The organism is Pseudomonas aegrilactucae (assembly GCF_019168305.1).
Taxonomy (GTDB): Bacteria; Pseudomonadota; Gammaproteobacteria; order Pseudomonadales; family Pseudomonadaceae; genus Aquipseudomonas; species Aquipseudomonas aegrilactucae.
This window is the reverse complement of record NZ_JAHTBI010000079.1, coordinates 1-18,892: the sequence shown is the minus strand read 5'-3', so window position 1 is coordinate 18,892 and position 18,892 is coordinate 1. Positions and strand designations below refer to the sequence as shown.

Sequence of the window (18,892 nt, the reverse complement as noted above, 5' to 3'; positions counted from 1 at the left end):
TTTACCGCATTCAATGCGCTTTTGAATACATAAATAGAATTGTCTCAACGATCGACGATTCACGTTTCGCGGAAATCCAGCCGACCTCGGCAAATCGCCGCAATACCGGTTTCACCCATTTTCTGGCGATTTCTCGGGGAGCAGTCATGCACGCAAGGTTTTCATCCGTTTCGGCTTTTTCACCCGCTCTGCTGACCTTGGCAGGGTTGTACTGGGCAACGGCCTCCACCAGCACCCTGGCGGCCACGGTCAGCGCCGACGAGCCGGTGCTCGAAGCCGTGGTGTCGGTGGGCAACCGCGGCGCCCAGCGCACTGTTGCGCAAAGCGCGGTGCCCATCGATGTGATCGGCGGCCAGGACCTGGAGAAGCAGGGCGCCAGTGCTAGCCTGCGTGACGCGCTGGCCAACCTGCTGCCCTCGTTCAACGTGGCCAAGGTCACCGGCGGTGCCTACAGCAACGTGGCCCGCGCCGCCGGCCTGCGCGGCCTGGGCGGCGGCTACGTGCTGGTGCTGGTCAACGGCAAGCGCCGTCACGGCGGATCGGTAGCGTCGGAAAACTCGGTATTGATCGAAGGCTGGAACCCCGCCGACCTGGACCTGATCCCCATCAGCGCGGTCGACCGTGTCGAGGTGCTGCGCGACGGCGCCGCCGCGCAATACGGCTCGGACGCCATCGCCGGGGTGATCAACATCATCCTCAAGCGCGACAGCAGCGGCGGCAGTGCCAGCACCATGGTCGGGCGCCGCTCGCACTACGCCAGCGGCGTGGGCTCCAACGGCGAGACCTACCAGCAAACCTTCAACTATGGCCTGGCGTTGCCCAACGACGGCTTCCTCAACCTGGCGGTCGACGCCAAGAAGCAGGACAGCACCAAGCGCTCCGGCGAGGCCACCGGCAATTTCTACTACCCGGTCAACGGCCAGCCCGACCCACGCGAGCAAACCGTCAACAAGCGTAGCTACGGCGGCGGCCTGCCAGAAATCGAACAGATCAACCTGTCGTACAACGCCGAGCTGCCGTTGCAGGACAACCTTTCGCTGTACTCCTTCAGCACCTTCGGCAAGCAGGACGCACTGGTGTCTATCGGCTTTCGCCGGCCCAACTCCAACACCATCATCAACGAGCTGTACCCGGACGGCATCGCGCCCAACTTCACCTTCGAAAGCATTGACTACCAGAGCGTGTTCGGCGTGCGCGGCAACGACCTGGCCGGCTGGGACTGGGACCTGAGCACCTCCTACGGCGAGAACCGCCAGAAGCAGCTCACCGACCACAACCTCAACCCGTCGCTGGGCACCAGCAGCCCGACCGACTTCACCCTGCAGACCAACCGTTTCACCCAGTGGACCACCAACCTGGACCTCAACCGCCCGCTGGACATCGGCCTGGCCAACCCGCTGACCTTCGCCACCGGCCTTGAGTACCGCTACGAGCAGTACCGCACCGAAGCCGGCGACCCCGACTCCTACGCCAGCGGCGGCTACCGTTACCCGGTCGGCCACCCGCGTGCCGGCCAGCAGGCCGCGATCGGCGCACTGGGCAACTACCTGCTGCTACCCGAAGACGAGGTCAACCTGCGCCGCAGCGACTCGGCCGCCTATGTCGACCTGGGCCTGGACGTCACCGACAAGTGGTTCGTGGGGGCGGCGGGGCGCTTCGAGCATTACACCGACAGCTCGGGCAACACCTGGACCGGCAAGCTCTCCACCCGCTACGCCTTCACCCCGCAACTGGCCGCGCGCGGCGCGTTGAGCACCGGCTTCGTGGCGCCGTCGATGATCCAGCAGGGCTATGCCAAGACTGGCCTGGGCCGGCGCACAGTGGGCAACGAAACCCGCGACATCATGATCAAGCGCGTGCAGACCGACTCGGCCATCGGCCGCGCCCTGGGCGCCGAAGACCTTGAGCCGGTGCGCTCGCAAAGCGTGTCGGCGGGCCTGACCTGGACGCCGTTGCAGAACCTCAACGTGGCGCTGGACGCCTACCTCATCGACCTCGAAGACCGCATTGCACTGATCAGCCCGCTGTCGGGCCTGGCGGTCGACCAGATCCTGGCGGCCAACGGCTTTGCCCACGTGCAGCAGGTGCAGTACTACGCCAACGCCTTCGACACCCGCACCAAGGGCCTGGACCTGGTGGTCGACTACACCCAGCACCTGGGCCAGTACGGCCGTCTGCGCTACAACGTGGGCGCCAACTGGAACAAGGCCAGCATCACCGAACTCAAGGCCAATCCCGCGCAGTTGCAGAGCCTGGGCCTGTCGCGCTTCGACCGCACCGAGCTGGGTGGCATCACCGACCTCACGCCCCGGTCCAAGTACATCCTGGGCCTGAACTGGCAGCTCAGCGATTGGGACATCGGCCTGCGCACCACGCGCTACGGCTCGGTGAAAAAGCTCGGCAGCAGCAACGGCGGCGTGGACGAAACCTTCGGCGCCAAGTGGATCACCGACGTCGACGTGAGCTATGCCCTGACCGACAACGTGCGGGTCTCGCTGGGCGCCGACAACGTGTTCGACGTGTACCCCGACAAGCACACCGTGACCGATGTTTCCGGCGCCTCGTACTACTCGTCGATCTCGCCGTTCGGGTCCTACGGCGCCTTCTACTACGGCCGCCTGAACATAGATTTCTAACCCTGTGGGCCATCCCGGCCCACCCCTGTGATCGAGATTGCACAATGCCTGACACCCATACCCCCATCGGCCTGGCTGCCCTCCAAGCACGCCTGCGCGAAGACCTGGAATGGCTCGGCCTGCCGGTACAACCCTGGGTCAAGCCGCACGCCCACCAGGGCCAGGCGCTGCTTGACGTGGCCATTATCGGCGGCGGCATGGCCGGCATGGCGGTGGCGGCCGAACTGCAGCACCTGGGGGTGCGGGCGGTGGTGTTCGATCAGGCGCCAGAGGGCTTCGAAGGCCCGTGGGCGACCACCGCACGCATGCAGACGCTGCGCTCGCCCAAGCAGTTGAGCGGGCCGGCGCTGGGGCTGCCGGCGCTGACGTTTCGCGCCTGGTTCCAGGCGCAGTTCGGCCTGGCCGAATGGGATGCGCTGGACAAGATCCCGCGCCTGCAATGGGCCGAGTACCTGCGCTGGTATCGCCAGGTGCTGGGCCTGGATGTGCGCAACCTGCACCGCGTGGCGCGGGTGCAGCCGGGGGCCGAAGGGCACGTGCAACTGATGCTCGAGACCGCCCAGGGCAACCTTGAGGTGAACGCCCGCCATGTGGTGCTGGCCACCGGGCGTGACGGCCTGGGCGGGCCGTGGGTGCCGCAATGGGCCGAGCAACTGCCGCGTGAATGCTGGGCCCATTCGGCCGACGGCCTGCAGGACGACTGGTTCGTCGGCAAGCGCGTGGCGGTGATCGGCGGCGGCGCCTCGGCCATGGACGCCGCCGCCACCGCGCTCGAAGCTGGCGCCCAGGCGGTCGACCTGCTGATCCGGCGTCGCGATCTGCCGCGCATCAACAAGGGCAAGGGCGCCGGCAACCCCGGCATGACCCACGGCTACTGGCGCCTGTCGGACGATTGGAAGTGGCAGATCCGCCACTACCTCAACACCCAGCAGGTACCGCCACCGCGCGGCAGCACCTTGCGCGTGTCGCGCCATGCCAACGCTCGGTTCCTGCTCGACAGCCCCATCGAGGCGGTGCAGGTGCAGGCCGACGGCCACTTGCAGGTGACCACGCCCACCGCGCAACTGGCCTATGACTTCATCGTGTTCGCCACGGGGTTTCGCAGCAACCTGGCGTTGCGCCCGGAGTTCGCCCCGTTCGCGGCGCACATCAAGCCTTGGTCCGACCGCTACCCGATGCCGGCCGGCCAGGTGGATGGCGAGCTGGCGCAACTGCCCGACCTGGGCCCGCTGTTCGAGTTTCAGCAGCGCACCCCAGGCGCCTGCCCGGGGCTTGAGCGGGTGCACTGCTTCAGCTACCCGGCCGCGCTGACCTATGGCGGCGTGTCGGGCGACATTCCGGCCATCAGCGAAGGCGCCAAGCGTATTGCCCAGGGGCTGGCCGGGCAGTTGTTCAACGAAGACATCGCGCGCCACTTCGACGACATGCAGCACTACGCCGAACCCGAGCTGTTGGGTGACGAGTGGCAGCCAGGCACCCTGCGTGCCGACGAGTTGCGCACGTGAGCGGCTGGCTGCTGCGCCGTGTCGGCCAGGCGCTGCTGGTGCTGGTGCTGATGTCGCTGGTGGTGTTCATCGGCCTGAATGCCATCGGCAACCCGCTGGACATTCTCATCGGCGAAGACCTCAACCAGGCCGAACGGGCCCAGGCCATTGCGCGCCTGGGCCTGGACCAGCCGCTGTGGCAGCAATACCTGGGCTTCTTGCAGGGCGCCTTGCACGGGCACCTGGGCACCAGCTACGTGCACCACGAAGACGCCCTGCAACTGATCCTCAAACGTCTGCCGGCCACGGTCGAACTGGCCATCAGTGCCTTGCTCATCGCCATCGTGCTCGGCGTGCCGCTGGGGCTGTTCGCCGGCCTGTACCCCGAGCACCCGTGCTCGCGGCTGCTGATGGCCGGCAGCATCGTGGGCTTCTCGCTGCCCTCGTTCTGGGTGGCGCTGATGCTGATTCTGTTGTTCTCGGTGCACCTGGGCTGGCTGCCCGCCAGCGGTCGTGGCGACACCCGCGAGCTGTTCGGCGTGCAGTGGTCGTGGCTGACCCTGGACGGCCTGCAGCACTTGCTGCTGCCGGCCTTCAACCTGGCGCTGTTCAAGGTGTCGCTGGTGCTGCGCCTGACCCGCGCCGGGGTGCGTGAAGTGCTGCCCCAGGACTTCGTGCGCTTCGCCCGGGCCAAGGGCCTGTCGCCGCTGCGCGTGGTGCTGGTGCACGTGCTGCGCAACACGTTGATCCCGCTGGTGACGGTGCTCGGCCTGGAGCTGGGCTCGACCATCGCCTATGCGGTGGTCACCGAAAGCATCTTTGCCTGGCCGGGCGCCGGCAAGCTGATCCTGGACAGTATCAACAACCTGGACCGCCCCGTAGTGGTGGCCTACCTGATGGTCGTGGTGGTGATTTTCGTGAGCCTGAACCTGATTGTCGATGTGCTGTACCGCGTGCTCGACCCGCGGGTTCGCCTGGAGGGTGCGCGATGAGCAAGCCTGTTTCACTGGCCTCGCCCTGGCAGCGTGCGCTGGGCGATTTTGTCCGTGCGCCGTCTGCGGTGGTCGGCCTGATGCTGCTGTTGCTGGTGGTGTTGCTGGCACTGCTGGCGCCGTGGATCACCCCGCAGAACCCGTATGACCTGATGCAGCTGGACGTGCTCGATGCGCGCCTGGCGCCCGGCGCCGACAGCATGGCCGGCGGCTACCGCTACTGGCTGGGCACCGACGGCCAGGGCCGCGACCTGTACTCGGCGATTGCCTACGGCCTGCGCATCAGTTTGCTGGTTGGCGTGGGCTCGGCACTGATCGCCGCCGTGGTGGGCACCGTGGTCGGGCTGGTGTCGGCGTACGCCGGCGGCTGGCTGGACGCGTTGCTGATGCGCCTGGTCGACCTGCTGCTGTCGTTCCCTGGCATCCTCATGGCGCTGATGATCCTGGCCTGGCTGGGCAAGGGCGTGGGTAACGTGATGCTGACCCTGGTGGTGCTGGAGTGGGCGTACTACGCCCGCACCGCGCGTGGCCAGGCGCTGGTCGAAAGCCGTCGCGAGTACGTCGAGGCGGCGCGCGGGCAGGGCATCGGGCGCTGGCGCATCCTGCTCGGGCACATCCTGCCTAACTGCCTGCCGCCGCTGATCGTGATCGGCGCCTTGCAGATCGCCCGCGCCATCACCCTGGAAGCGACCCTGTCGTTTCTCGGCCTCGGCGTGCCGATCACCGAGCCGTCGCTGGGCCTGCTGATTGCCAATGGCTTCCAGTACATGCTCGGCGACGAATACTGGATCAGCGTGTTCCCGGGCCTCGCACTGCTGCTGACCATCGTCGCCATCAACCTGGTGGGCGACCGCCTGCGCGATGTGCTCAACCCGAGGTTGCAATCATGACTGCCGTGTCGCCACTGCTTGCCCCTGCGACCCTGGAGGTGCGCAACCTGTCGGCCGCCTTCGCCACCCGCGACGGCCTGCTGCCCGCCGTACGCGACCTGTCGTTGCGCTTGCAGCCGGGGCGCATCCTGGGGCTGGTGGGCGAGTCGGGTTCGGGCAAGTCGGTCACCGGCTTTTCCATTCTCGGGCTGCTCGACGCACCGGGGCGTATCACCGGCGGAGAAATCTGGTTCCAGGGGCGCGACCTGCGCACGCTGTCGCCGCGCCAGTTGCGCGAGGTGCAGGGCAACCGCCTGGCGATGATCTTCCAGGACCCGATGATGACCCTCAACCCGGTGCTGCGGGTCGACACGCAAATGATCGAGGCGGTGCGTGCGCATCAACGTGTGAGCAAGGCCCAGGCGCGTGAACAGGCCTGTGCGACGCTGGCAGCGATGGGCATCGCCAGCCCCGAGGAGCGCCTGCGGGCCTACCCGCATCAGCTTTCGGGCGGCATGCGTCAGCGCGTGGCGATTGCCATCGCGCTGCTGCATCGGCCCGACCTGATCATTGCCGACGAACCCACCACCGCGCTGGACGTGACCATTCAGGCGCAGATTCTGGGCGAGGTGCAGAAGCTGGTGCGCGAGCAGGGCACCGCGCTGATCTGGATCACCCACGACCTGTCGGTGGTGGCAGGCCTGGCAGACGACGTGGCGGTGATGTACGCCGGGCGCATCGTCGAGCAGGGCCCGGTGGACGCGGTGCTCGACCAGCCGCTGCACCCCTACACCCGAGGCCTGATCGACAGCCTGCCGAGCCGCAACCGGCGCGGCGAACGCCTGCGCCAGATCCCCGGCATGGCGCCGGGGTTGCAGGCTGTCGAGACCGGCTGCGCGTTCGCCCCACGTTGCGCGCGGGCCACCCCGGCCTGTGCCGCCCAACCCCCCACGCACCTGATCGCAGCCGGGCGCAGCGTGCGCTGCTTCCATCCGGGAGACACCCATGGGCAATGAGATTCCACTGATCGCCCTCGAGCAGGTCAGCAAGCATTTTGGCGAGCGTCGCCAGGGCATCGTGGGCCGCGGCCTGCAGCGCCTGGGCTGGGCGCAACCACCCGCCATCACCCGAGCGGTCGACCGCGTCGACCTGCACATCCGGCGCGGCGAAGTGGTCGGCCTGGTGGGCGAGTCCGGCTGTGGCAAGTCGACCCTGGGGCGCATCGCTGCGGGCCTTTTGCCCAGCTCCAGCGGTACCGTCAGCCTCGACGGCCAGGCGCTCGATGGCCTGTCGCCCGCCGCCCGCCAGCAGGCCCGGCTCAAGGTGCAGATGATCTTCCAGGACCCCTACGCCAGCCTCAACCCGCGCCTGCGCATCGACCGCATCGTGGGCGAGGGCGCGTGGCTGCACGGCCTCACTGACGCGGCTGGTTTCGACGACTACGTCAGCGCCCAGTTGCAGCGCGCCGGGCTCAATCCGGACCTTCGCCAACGCTATGCACACCAGTTCAGTGGCGGCCAGCGCCAGCGCATCGGCATTGCCCGCGCGCTGGCGGTGCAGCCCGACGTGCTGGTGTGCGACGAGTCGGTAGCGGCGCTGGACGTGTCGATCCAGGCGCAGATCCTCAACCTGTTCATGGACCTGCGCGAGCAGTTGGGGCTGACCTACCTGTTCATCAGCCATGACCTGGGCGTGGTCGAGCACCTGTGTGACCGCGTGGTGGTGATGTACCTGGGGCGGGTGGTGGAGTCGGCCACGGTCGACGACCTGTTCGCCCGCCCCAACCACCCCTACACCCAGGCGCTGCTGGCCCAGGTACCGCGTTTCGACGTGCGCCGCAGCCAGTACGACGCGATTCGCGGCGAGATGCCAAGCCCGCTGAACCCGCCGTCCGGTTGCCATTTTCATCCGCGTTGCCCGCACGCCACCGCCCGGTGCCGCGAGCAGGCCCCCGGCCTTCGTGAAGTGGCGCCGCAGCACCTGAGCGCCTGCCACCTCAACCTTTTTGCCTGACCCGAGGACGTGCCCTTGAAACAGCCTTTCAAACCTTTGCTGGCCAGTGTATTGGCCATGACCTTGCTGGCCGGTGGCAGCGTGTCGGCGCACACCCTGCGCATCGGCTATGCCGACCCGGTGTCGTCGCTCGACCCGCAGCTCAACAACCATGCCGGTGACCGCTCGGTGGCGCTGCATACGTTCGAGTCGCTGCTGGAGCGGCGTGACGACGGCGAGCACCCGGGCCTGGCCGAGCGCTGGGAACGCCTCGACGACAACACCTGGGTGTTCCACCTGCGCCAGGACGTCAAATGGCACGACGGCCAGCCGTTCACTGCCGACGACGTGGCGTTCTCCATCGAGCGTGCGCGCAACGTGCCGGGCAGCGTGGCGTCCTATGCCAGCGGCTTGCGCACGGTGGCGTCGGTCACCGCCCGCGACCCCTATACGGTGGTGGTCAAGACCCGCGTGCCCAACCCCACGCTGCTGACCAACATCGATTCGATCTACCTGGTCAGCCGCCACGCCGGGGCCACCGCCGCCAGCGAAGACTACGGCAACGGCAAGGCCATGATCGGCACCGGCCCGTACCGTTTCGTGTCCTACGCCCAGGGCGACCGTACCTTGTTCGAGCGCAACCCGGCGTATTGGGGGCCGCGCCCAACCTGGGACGCTGTCGACTTTCGCTACATCGCCAACCCGGCCGGGCGCACCGCCGCGCTGCTGGCCGGCGATGTCGACGTGATAGACAAGGTCTCGCCCAGCGACGTGAACAAGCTGCGCACCACCGACAGCGTCAGTGTGTACGCCTACCCGGGCCTGCGCGCCCTGATCGTGCAGCCGAGCCTGCGCGAGGGGCCCAACGAGTTCATCCGCGACAACAGCGGCAAACCGCTGGCGCAGAACCCGCTGCGCGATGTGCGGGTACGTGAGGCACTGTCGCTGGCAATCAACCGCAAGGCCATCGTGGAGCGCATCCTGCAGAACACCGTGACCGAGGCCAACCAGTGGATGCCGGCCAACACCTTTGGCTACAACCCCGCGGTCAAGGACATCCCCAACGACCCGGCGCGGGCCAAGGCGCTGTTGGCCGAAGCCGGTTACCCGCAGGGCTTCCAGCTGAGCGTGCACGTGCCCGGCGACCGCTACCCGCTGGCACCCGAAAGCCTGCAGGCGGTGGCGCAGTTCTGGGCGCGCATCGGGGTCAAGGTCGACCTGCAGGTGGTGCCATGGTCGGTGTATGCCAGCCGCGCCAACAAGAACGAGTACGCGGTCACCGTGATCGCCTGGGGCAATGGCACCGGCGAAGCCAGCTACGGCCTGACCAACATCCTGGCCACCGCCGATGCCGGCAAGGGCCTGGGCATGTCCAACTGGGGCCGCTACAGCAACCCTGAAGTCGACCAGGCGCTGGAGCGTGCCACCGTCGAGTTCGACGATACCCGTCGCGCCGCCATCCTGCGCGAGGCCGCCAAGGTGGTGAGCGACGACGTGGGCATCATCCCGCTGTTCCACTACCAGAACATCTGGGCGGCGCGCAAAGGCCTGAAGGTGGAGCCGTGGGTCAGCGACCGTACCGCCGCGATCATGGTGACAGAGGGAAAGCCATGACACGCCTGAGCGTCACCCCGCGTGACGGCTTGCTCGACGAACCTCGGCGCATTCGCGTCCAGGGGCTGGCGCCGGGTGCACGTGTCACCTTGAGTGCGCGCACCTTGCGCGGCCACGGCCAGTACTGGGCCAGCCAGGCCACCTTCGTCGCCGATGCCAGCGGCGCAATCGACCTGCAGCACGATGCACCGGTGGCCGGCGACTACAGCGGCGTCAGCCCCTTGGGGCTGCTGTGGAGCCAACGGCCGGAGGCGGGGCAGGGCGCGGCGATCTTCCCCGACAACCTGCTGGCGCCGCTGGTGACGCAGATCGCGGTGCAGGGCAGCGGCCAGGTGCAGGTACTGCAACAGCAGTTGGCCGCGCCTGGTGTCACCCGCCGTGAGGTGCGTGAAGACGGGCTGGTCGGCACGCTGTTCCTGCCGGCAGGGCCGGGGCCGCACCCGGCGGTGATCGTGCTCAATGGCTCTGGTGGCGGCATCAACGAGCCGCGTGCGGCGCTGTATGCCTCGCGGGGCTATGCGGCGCTGGCGCTGGCCTATTTCAAGGCGCCGGGGCTGTCCGACTACATCTCCAATACGCCGCTGGAGTACTTCGAGCGCGGCATGGCCTGGGTGCGTCGCGAGCTCAAGCCGGCCAACGACTTCGTCGCCCTCAGCGGCCAGTCGCGTGGCGGCGAACTGGTGCTGTTGCTGGGCAGCCTGTTCCCCTCGGCCGTGTCGGCGGTGGTGGCTTATGTGCCCAGTGCGCTGGTGCATGGCGGGCAGGCCGCAGCCGACCCGGCGGTGGGGCGTGATGGACCGGCGTGGCTGTACCACGGGCAACCGCTGGTGCACCTGTGGGACCACAACCGCACCGCCAACTGGAGCGCGCGCGATGCCGGGCAGCGCAATGCGCTGTCGATTGCCACGGCGCTGGGCGACAGTGCGGCGGTGGAGCGTTCGCGCATTGCCGTGGAGCGTATCCAGGGCCCGGTGCTGTTGCTGTCGGCGGGTGATGATGCGGCGTGGCCGTCCAGCCGCTTCGCCGGCATGGTCGCCGAGCGCCTTGAGGCGCTGGCGCATCCGTGGCCGGTGCAGCACCTGGATTTCGCGGCGGCGGGGCACAGCATCCTGTTGCCCTTCATACCGTCCACCTACAGCCAGGACGGCACGCCTGCGGCCAATGCCCAGGCCAATGAACAGTCCTGGCTAGCGGTTCGAGACTTTTTGCACGATGCCGTGGCGGCTCGCCAGGCACACCTTGAGGACACCCCATGAGTACCGTTGCCCCTACCGATCTGCTCGACACCTTACTGGTGCCGGGCCCGGCCTTGCAGGCGCTGCGCCAGGCACGCGGCAAAGTCACCCAGGCTACCCAGGGCAGCTACGACAGCCTGCTCTCGGCGCAATTACCTGGCGCCTTGTCGCTGCAGCTGCGCTTGCTGGTGGCGCTGTATGCTGCCGTGCTCACGCCCCAGGCCCAACTGGTGGCGCATTATCGCGAGCGCTTGCAGGCGCTGGAGGTGGCGCCCGAGTGGCTGGCGGCGGTGCAGCAGGATGCGCTGTCGGGTCTGGATGATGCGCGGCTGGTCGCGGTGCTGCGCTACACCCGCACCTTGATCGTGGCGCCGCGCGAAGGTGATCGTGCGGCATTGGAGGTATTGCTGGCTGCGGGGCTGAGCGCGGTGGATGTGGTCACGCTGGCCCAGTTGATTGCGTTCGTGGCGTACCAGGTGCGATTGGTGGCCGGCTTGTCGGCGTTGCAGGCAGTGGAGGTGGAGGCATGAGCCAGGTGATACGTGATCAGGGTTTTACCAACGAGACGCTGGGGTGGAAGGCGTGGTTGCCCACGGTCGATCCGGCGCAGGCCAGTGATGAGCAGTTGGCCGTGCTCAAGGAGAGCCACCCGCAGGCCATGGTGTCGGAGTACTACCTGAGCTTGATTCATCAGCCCGAAGTGTTGCGTCAGCGGTCGTTGGCGTTCAACGCCATCATGTATGCGCCGGGTGGTTTGTCGCGTGCGGAGCGGGAGTTGGCGAGTGCGGTGGTGTCGCGTGTCAACCAGTGTGTTTACTGTGCGTCGGTGCATGCGCAGCGGTTCGAGCAGTTGGCCAAGCGCAATGAGGTGATTGCCCAGGTCTTCGCCGACCCGTACACGGCGGGCGGTAGTGACCGGGAGCGGGCGATCATACGGTTTGCCATCGAGCTCACGATGGTGCCGGGCGAGGTGGGGCGTGAGCAGGTACTGGCGTTGCGCGAACAGGGGTTGGCGCAGGGCGAGATTCTTGACTTGATTCATGCGGTGGCGATTTTTGCGTGGGCCAATCGGTTGATGCTCAATTTAGGTGAGCCGGTGTATGGGGGGGAGGGGTAGCAGAAATGCATTGACTGGCCCCGGGTGGCCCCCCGCGATCTTTTGTCAGCTTTGGTGGTCCGACGGCAGATCGCAGTGGGGCCACCAGGAGCCGATGCAAGAGGCACTGGAACAGGGCGGTTGCAGGATGGGTGTCAATTAAAATATCCGTGCGCTTCGTTTTTCGTTCATTAAAGTTAACGATTGCTGTTTCCAGCGCGATGCGTAGGAGTTCCCCTGCGAATGTGTAAATTTCGTAAATAAGATTTAAACCCATTTGAGAATCATTATATTCAGCGTCTCCTTGGGGCAGCTCACGCCATGCGCGTTGCCCAGCTCTCGAAGTAACGGAGACGTGAAATGCAGTCCAGAACCTCCCCCAACAGCCTGGCCTGGGCCTTTGTTGCCCTGTCGTCATCGGCGCTGGTCACCCCCTCGGTTCACGCCGAAGACGCCAGCAGCGTCGAACAGGTCGGTGACAATGCCCTGGTGATCCAGAACACCCGGGTCACCGCCGAGGAGGAAGCCAAGCAGGCACTGGGCTCTTCGATCATCACCGCCGAAGACATCAAGCGTCACCCGCCGGCCAACGACCTGTCCGATATCATCCGCCGCGAACCGGGCGTGAACCTCACCGGCAACAGCGCCAGCGGCGCACGCGGCAACAACCGCCAGATCGACCTGCGCGGCATGGGCCCGGAAAACACCCTGATCCTGATCGACGGCAAGCCATCCAGTGCGCGCAACGCCGTGCGTTACGGCTGGAACGGCGACCGCGACACCCGCGGTGAAACCAACTGGGTACCGGCCGAAGCGGTCGAGCGCATCGAGATCCTGCGTGGCCCGGCCGCTGCCCGCTACGGCTCCGGCGCCATGGGCGGGGTGGTCAACATCATCACCAAGCGCCCGACCCAGGAGCTGCAAGGCAACATCAGCCTGTTCACCGTGATGCCCGAAGACGACGCCGAAGGCGTGAGCAAACGCACCAACTTCAGCCTCAGCGGCGGCCTGACCGATGACCTGTCGTTCCGTGTGTATGGCGGCCTGGCCAAGACCGACGCCGACGACCTCGACATCAACGCCGACAGTGCCAACAGCGCACTGGTCGCCGGCCGCGAAGGGGTCCGCAACAAGGACATCAACGGCCTGCTCAGCTGGCGCCTCAACGACCAGCACCGCCTGGAGCTGAGCAGTGGCTACAGCCGCCAGGGCAACATCTACGCTGGCGACACCATGAACAGCAACGGTGGCGGCAACCTCGCCGGCATCGAAGCGCTGTACGGCCATGAAACCAACGTGATGCAGCGCAGCACCTACGATTTCACTCACCTGGGCGACTTCGACTGGGGCTCGACCAAGTCGTCGCTGACCTATGAATACGTGCGCAACTGGCGCCTCAACGAAGGCCTGGCCGGCGGCCCGGAAGGCGCCATCAACGACACCGGCGCCGACATGTCGCGCCTGCGCAACACGCGCCTGTCCAGCGAAGTGAACCTGCCGTTCAGCCTCGCCAGCAGCGAGCACGTACTGACCCTGGGCGGCGAATACCTGTATGAAGTGCTCAACGACAAAGGCTCGCTGCGCTCGCAGAGCTTTGACCCCAGCGGCCTGCCCGGCGACCAGATCGACGGCTTCGACCGCAGCAACTCGAAGATCTCGGCCAAGAGCTTCGCACTGTTCGCCGAAGACAATATCGTGGTCGGCGACACCACCATCACCCCGGGCCTGCGCCTGGATCACCACGAGCAGTTCGGCGACAACTACAGCCCCAGCCTGAACGTGTCGCACAAACTCACCGATGACCTCACCGTCAAGGGTGGCATCGCGCGGGCCTACAAGACCCCGAACCTGTACCAGTACAATTCCAACTACCTGCTGTACAGCCGTGGCAATGGTTGCAGCACCCAGCAGACCAACAACGGTGGCTGCTACCTGCAGGGCAACGCCAACCTCGAGCCGGAAACCAGCGTCAACAAGGAGATCGGCCTGCTGTACGACCGTGGCACCTGGCGCACCAGCGCGACGTACTTTCGCAACGACTACAAGAACAAGATCACCGGCGGTACCGATGTGGTCTACGACATCAACAGTGGCCGCCGCGTAACCCAGTGGGAAAACGCCGGCAAGGCGCTGGTGGAAGGGGTGGAAGGCAACTTCTTCGTCGAGCTGGCGCCGTCGCTGGACTGGAACACCAATCTCACCCTGATGCTCAACAACGACAACCGCGACACCGGCGAGCCGCTGAGCGTGATCCCCAAGTACACGGTCAACAGCACCCTGGACTGGCGCGCCACCGAGCAGCTGTCGTTCCAGGTGGCCGGTACCTACTTCGGCAAGCAGAAGTCGCCGACCTACAATTACCGTACCCAGCAGAACTATGACCTGGATGCCCAGCAGGACGTCGAAGCCTACGGCCTGGTCGATGTCAGCACCGGCTACAAGATCACCAAGAACTATGACGTGCGCTTCGGTGTGAACAATCTGTTCGACAAGCAGATCTACCGCGGTGGCAACGCCAGCAGTTCGGGTGCCAACACCTACAACCAGCCGGGCCGTGCGTTGTTCGCTGCGCTGAACATCTCGTTCTGAGCCGGCGCCAGTGACAAGGCTGCCCCGGGTCGATCGCGCATCGACCGGCCCGGGGCGGCTTTTTGTGTTTTTCAGCTTCAGGGTGAACCATGAGCTACCTCTGTGCACAACCGGCCCCCAGGATCCTGGCCGTCGAGGATGATCCGCTGCTGGCGGCCCATCTGGACCAGCACCTGCGCCGCCGTGGCTTTGACGTGACGCTGTGCCATGGCGTGGACGACCACACCGATCTGCAGGCGTGGAAGGGCTTCGACCTGATCCTCATGGACATCCTGCTGCCGGGGCGCAGTGGTTTGCAGCTGCTCGGCGAACTGCGCGAACGCTTCATGGTGCCGGTGATCCTGATGTCGGCGCTGGGTGCCGAGCAGGATCGCATCGTCGGTTTCAGCCAGGGCGCCGATGACTACCTGCCCAAGCCGTTCAGCATGGGCGAGATGGATGTGCGCATCGATGCGGTACTGCGCCGGGTGGCCTATGAGCGCTCCGGGCCGCCGAACGAGGAGGATGAGCAACCGTCGCTGCGCAAGGCGGTACGCCAGGACATGCGCCTGGGTGAAGCGGTGGCCAGTTTTACCCGCATCGAATACCGCCTGATGAAGGTGCTGCTGGCGCACCCTGAAGAAGTGCTGAGCAAGCCGTTCCTGTACCAGCAGGTGCTGCACAAGCCGTTCTCGCAACAGGACCGCGTGCTCGACATGCACGTCAGCCATGTGCGCCGCAAACTTGCCGCCATCGGTTACGAAGGTCGCCTGGCCACGGTGTGGGGCAAGGGTTACGTGCTGACGCAGGTGCCGTCATGAAGCTGCCCGGTCGCCATTCGCTGCTGTGGAAACTGTGTGGCCTGCTGGTGGTGCTGTGCCTGCTGATCCTGTGGGTCAGCCGTTCGGGCGGTGCGCACTTCGAACGCCAGAGCTATCACCTGTCGCAGGAGGCTCAGCAAGTGCTCAAGGCCTATGCTGCCCAGGCCCATGTGGCGTGGCGCGAGGGCGGTACGCAAGGCGTCGATCGCTGGCTTGCGCAGTTGCACGCCCGTGAAGTCGGTTGGGCACTGGTGGTCGGCCCCGACCTGCGTTCGTTGAGCAGCCAGCCGCTGAGCGAGGCGCAGCAGAGGCACGTGACGTTCATGCGTCAGCTGCACTGGCCGATGAGCAAGCGCGCCGTCGAGCTGCCAGCGATCAGCGTGCCGTTCCCCGATGCGCCGCACGAAGGCAAGCTGGTCATCCAGTTGCCCGAGCGCTTCATGCCCTCGATACGGCCGCTGCTTGTGCAACTGCTGACCCATGGTGTACTGCCGGGGGTGTTGGCGCTGTTTGCCGGCTTGCTGCTGTACCGCGTGCTGATCGGCCCGCTGGCGCACCTGCGCGCCCAGGCCAACGCCTTGCGCGCCGACCGGCTGAGCACGCGGGTGGACCCGGTGATCACCCGCCGTCAGGATGAACTGGGCGATCTTGGGCGTGCCTTCGACCACATGGCCGAACGCCTGGAAAAGACCGTGGCGCTGCAGCATCGCCTGCTGGCCGACTTGTCCCACGAGCTGCGCACGCCGTTGACGCGGCTGCACATGGCGGCCGAGAACGAAGCTGACACTGACGTGCTGCGCGAGCGCCTGACCCGCGAAGTGCAGTGCATGCGCCAACTGGTCGACGACACGCTGGAGCTGGTGTGGCTCGACACCGAGCGGCCCAAGCTGGCACTGGACACGGTCGAGGTGCAGACCTTGTGGGACGTGGTGCGCGAGAACGCGTGCTTCGAGTCTGGCTGGCACGAGCAGCAGTTGCCCAACGAGCTGGGCGAGGACTGCCTGGTGCACGGCCACCTGAACGGCCTGGCGCAGGCCATGGAAAACATCGTGCGCAATGCCATCCGCCATTCCCCTGCCCAGGGCCAGGTTCGCCTGGGGGGCTGCCGCGACGGCGCGTACTGGCACCTGTGGATCGACGACCAGGGGCCGGGCGTGGCCGAAGACGCGCTGGAGAGCATCTTTCAACCCTTCACCCGGCTCGATGCCGCGCGCCCTGGCGGCGACGGCTTTGGCCTGGGCCTGACCATTGCCCGTTGCCGGGTGCAACTGCAGGGCGGCCAGCTGTGGGCGCAGAACCTCAACCCCGGCCTGCGCCTGAACCTTCGATTGCCTGCGGCTGATGGAGATTATCGATGAACAAGACCTTACCGGTCTGGCGACTGATCGTGTCGCGGGCGGCCGCGGCGCTGTTGGGCGGATATGCCTTCAGTTACGCCACCACCGCCTGCCTGGCGCGGCTGCTGCCGCTGTCGGCGGTAGATGCGGCGATCGTCGCCAGCCTGCCGTCGTTCGCCTTCTACACCGGCGCCTTCATCTGGGCGTTCGCCACCCACAGTGCACGGCGCGCCTGGCTGCCCGCGGTGCTGGCGGGTCCCTTGGCGGTGATTGGCTTCTGGCCGCACCTGTGGAGCCTGTGAGATGAAAAACACCTTCACCCAATCCATGGCGTGGCTGCACACCTGGGCCGGCCTGATCTTCGGCTGGTTGCTGTTCGCGATTTTCGCCACCGGCACCCTGGCGGTGTTCGACAAGGAGATCGACAACTGGATGCGCCCCGAAGTGCGCAGCCACGACCTCACCCAGCTCCAGGCCGCGCAGCGCGGGCTGGCCTGGCTGCAGCAGCATGCGCCTGGTGCCAGTGCCTGGAACATCAGTTTGCCGGATGCGCGTTCGCCGGGTGTGCAGGTGTCGTCCGGCGAGCGCCGGCGCGGCGGCGGCACCTCGCTCGACCCGCACACCGGCGAGCAGATAGAGGTGCGAGAAACGGCGGGCGGAAGCTTCTTCTTCCGCTTTCACTTCACCCTCAACCTGCCGCGCAACTGGGGCATCTGGGTAGTCGGTGCGCTGGCCATCGTGATGCTGGTGGGGCTGGTCAGCGGCATCGTCATCCACAAGAAGCTCTTCAAGGAGTTCTTCACCTTCCGGCCGGACAAGGGCCAGCGTTCGTGGCTGGATTTTCACAATGCCAGTGCGGTGCTGCTGCTGCCGTTTCACCTGATGATCACCTACACGGGGCTGGTGATCTTCCTGTTCATCTACATGCCGGCGGCGGTGGATGCGTTGTTCGACGGTGACAATCGCGCGTATTACCAGGCCCAGGGTGAACAGCGCCTGGTCACGCCGCGGGCGTTGCTCAAGCAGCCGGCGGAGTTGACCGACCTGGCGCCGGTGCTGGCGCAAGCGCAGGCGCGCCTGGGCTCGATCAGCGGGGTGGGTATCGCCAACCCGGGGACGGCGGCGGCGCGCATCGAGGTGCGGCCGACGCTGGGCTACCGCATTGCCTTGAGCAAGGGCCAGGCCATGGTGTTCGACGGCGTCACTGGCGAGCTGCTGCGCGATGTGCCGGCCATGCGGCCGGCGCTGCTCACGCAGCGGGTGATGGCCGGTTTGCATTTTGCCCAGTTCGGCGGGTATCCGATGCGCTGGGTGTACTTCCTGTGCGCGCTGATCAGCAGCGCGATGATCGCCACCGGGCTGGTGCTGTTCTGCGTCAAGCGGCGGCGCAAGTATGCGAGCGCGTCGGTGTCGGCGCAGCGCTGGTACAAGGTGGCCGAGAGCTTCAACGTGGCGTTCGTGGCCGGCCTGATGCTGGCGTGTGTGGGCTTGTTGTGGGCCAACCGTCTGTTGCCGGTGGAGCTGGCGCAGCGGGCCAACTGGGAGGTGAAGGTGTTCTTTGCGCTGTGGTTGCTGTCGTTGCTGCATGCGGGCGTGCGCCCGGCGCAGCGTGCGTGGGCCGAGCAGTTGGGGTTGGCGGCGTTGCTGTGTGTCGGCTTGCCGGTGCTGGGCGCGTTGACGGCCTTGCATGACCCGGCGCATCGCGTGTTGGAAGCCACCAGCGTGGTGCTGGGCGGGTTGCTGGCGTACGCGGCGTGGCGCTGTGTGGCGCCGCGTGAGCACAAGCCTGTGCGCAAGCGTGCGGCAGTGGCGGTGGAGGGGCAGTGACATGTTGATGATGGGAGCGGTGGTGTTTGCCTACTTGGGCATGTTGGCGTTGTGCCTGGGGTTGGAGCGGCATTACAAGCAGGTGTGGGGCAGGGTGCCGGCGCGTTGGTTGCGTGTGGCCTTGCGCGTGGCGGGGTGGTTGGCACTGGCGGTCAGCTTCTGGCTCTGCGGGTTCGCCTGGGGTTGGGCGATAGGGCCTGTGGCGTGGTTTGGGGTGATCTCGCTGTCGGGGTTTGTGTTGGTGATGGTGTTGCCGTATTGGCCGCGGGTGGCGGTTTGTTTGGTGGGTGTTGTGCCGGTGTGGTTGGTGGGGGTGATTGGTGTTGGCTAGTGCAAGAGCCTCGCTGGTGACCTGAAGTTGGGACACCAAGGCTGACAACTCAAATCTTACAGGCCATGGCACGTTGCAACAAATGTGGGA

Annotated in this window: 16 protein-coding genes; all 16 read left to right on the top strand. The window is 66.4% G+C overall.

All coding sequences use genetic code 11. The features are described from left to right. Positions 1-146: 146 nt before the first annotated feature. The 16 genes from KUO17_RS20120 (at position 147) to KUO17_RS20045 (ending at position 18,802) form a co-directional block, all read left to right on the top strand. Complete coding sequence (locus KUO17_RS20120; protein ID WP_217977270.1) at positions 147-2,636, top strand: TonB-dependent receptor plug domain-containing protein; 2,490 nt, start codon at positions 147-149, stop codon at positions 2,634-2,636. Positions 2,637-2,680: 44 nt separating this feature from the next. Then, the gene (locus tag KUO17_RS20115) at positions 2,681-4,141 is read left to right on the top strand and encodes an FAD-dependent oxidoreductase (RefSeq protein ID WP_217977269.1); all 1,461 of its coding nucleotides are present in this window, start codon (positions 2,681-2,683) and stop codon (positions 4,139-4,141) included. Continuing rightward, positions 4,138-5,112, top strand: a complete 975-nt coding sequence (locus KUO17_RS20110) for an ABC transporter permease (protein WP_217977268.1) — start codon at positions 4,138-4,140, stop codon at positions 5,110-5,112. The genes KUO17_RS20115 and KUO17_RS20110 overlap by 4 nt, the downstream gene beginning before the upstream one ends. After that, complete coding sequence (locus KUO17_RS20105; protein WP_217977267.1) at positions 5,109-6,002, top strand: ABC transporter permease; 894 nt, start codon at positions 5,109-5,111, stop codon at positions 6,000-6,002. Before KUO17_RS20110 ends, KUO17_RS20105 begins: the two co-directional genes overlap by 4 nt. Next, positions 5,999-6,997, top strand: coding sequence for an ABC transporter ATP-binding protein (locus tag KUO17_RS20100; protein WP_217977266.1), 999 nt, complete (start codon positions 5,999-6,001; stop codon positions 6,995-6,997). Before KUO17_RS20105 ends, KUO17_RS20100 begins: the two co-directional genes overlap by 4 nt. After that, entirely contained in the window at positions 6,987-7,994 is a 1,008-nt protein-coding gene (locus tag KUO17_RS20095; RefSeq protein WP_217977265.1) for an ABC transporter ATP-binding protein, read from the top strand. Before KUO17_RS20100 ends, KUO17_RS20095 begins: the two co-directional genes overlap by 11 nt. 57 nt (positions 7,995-8,051) lie before the next feature. Continuing rightward, positions 8,052-9,587, top strand: a complete 1,536-nt coding sequence (locus tag KUO17_RS20090; protein ID WP_217977332.1) for an ABC transporter substrate-binding protein — start codon at positions 8,052-8,054, stop codon at positions 9,585-9,587. After that, positions 9,584-10,843 (top strand): acyl-CoA thioesterase/bile acid-CoA:amino acid N-acyltransferase family protein, encoded by a 1,260-nt coding sequence (locus tag KUO17_RS20085; protein ID WP_217977264.1) that lies wholly within the window; start codon positions 9,584-9,586, stop codon positions 10,841-10,843. The genes KUO17_RS20090 and KUO17_RS20085 overlap by 4 nt, the downstream gene beginning before the upstream one ends. After that, on the top strand, positions 10,840-11,352 hold the full coding sequence (locus KUO17_RS20080) for a CMD domain-containing protein (RefSeq protein WP_217977263.1): 513 nt from the start codon (positions 10,840-10,842) through the stop codon (positions 11,350-11,352). The genes KUO17_RS20085 and KUO17_RS20080 overlap by 4 nt, the downstream gene beginning before the upstream one ends. Beyond that, entirely contained in the window at positions 11,349-11,939 is a 591-nt protein-coding gene (locus KUO17_RS20075; RefSeq protein ID WP_217977262.1) for a peroxidase-related enzyme, read from the top strand. The genes KUO17_RS20080 and KUO17_RS20075 overlap by 4 nt, the downstream gene beginning before the upstream one ends. 339 nt (positions 11,940-12,278) lie before the next feature. Further along, positions 12,279-14,507 (top strand): TonB-dependent siderophore receptor, encoded by a 2,229-nt coding sequence (locus KUO17_RS20070; RefSeq protein WP_217977261.1) that lies wholly within the window; start codon positions 12,279-12,281, stop codon positions 14,505-14,507. Positions 14,508-14,596: 89 nt separating this feature from the next. Next, complete coding sequence (locus KUO17_RS20065; RefSeq protein WP_217977260.1) at positions 14,597-15,307, top strand: response regulator transcription factor; 711 nt, start codon at positions 14,597-14,599, stop codon at positions 15,305-15,307. After that, positions 15,304-16,665, top strand: a complete 1,362-nt coding sequence (locus tag KUO17_RS20060; protein WP_217977259.1) for a sensor histidine kinase — start codon at positions 15,304-15,306, stop codon at positions 16,663-16,665. The genes KUO17_RS20065 and KUO17_RS20060 overlap by 4 nt, the downstream gene beginning before the upstream one ends. Continuing rightward, positions 16,662-16,946, top strand: a complete 285-nt coding sequence (locus tag KUO17_RS20055; RefSeq protein WP_217977258.1) for an iron transporter — start codon at positions 16,662-16,664, stop codon at positions 16,944-16,946. The genes KUO17_RS20060 and KUO17_RS20055 overlap by 4 nt, the downstream gene beginning before the upstream one ends. A gap of 1 nt (position 16,947) precedes the next feature. After that, entirely contained in the window at positions 16,948-18,471 is a 1,524-nt protein-coding gene (locus tag KUO17_RS20050; RefSeq protein ID WP_217977257.1) for a PepSY-associated TM helix domain-containing protein, read from the top strand. A 1-nt stretch (position 18,472) separates the two neighbouring features. After that, entirely contained in the window at positions 18,473-18,802 is a 330-nt protein-coding gene (locus tag KUO17_RS20045) for a DUF3325 domain-containing protein (protein ID WP_217977256.1), read from the top strand. Positions 18,803-18,892 lie beyond the last annotated feature (90 nt).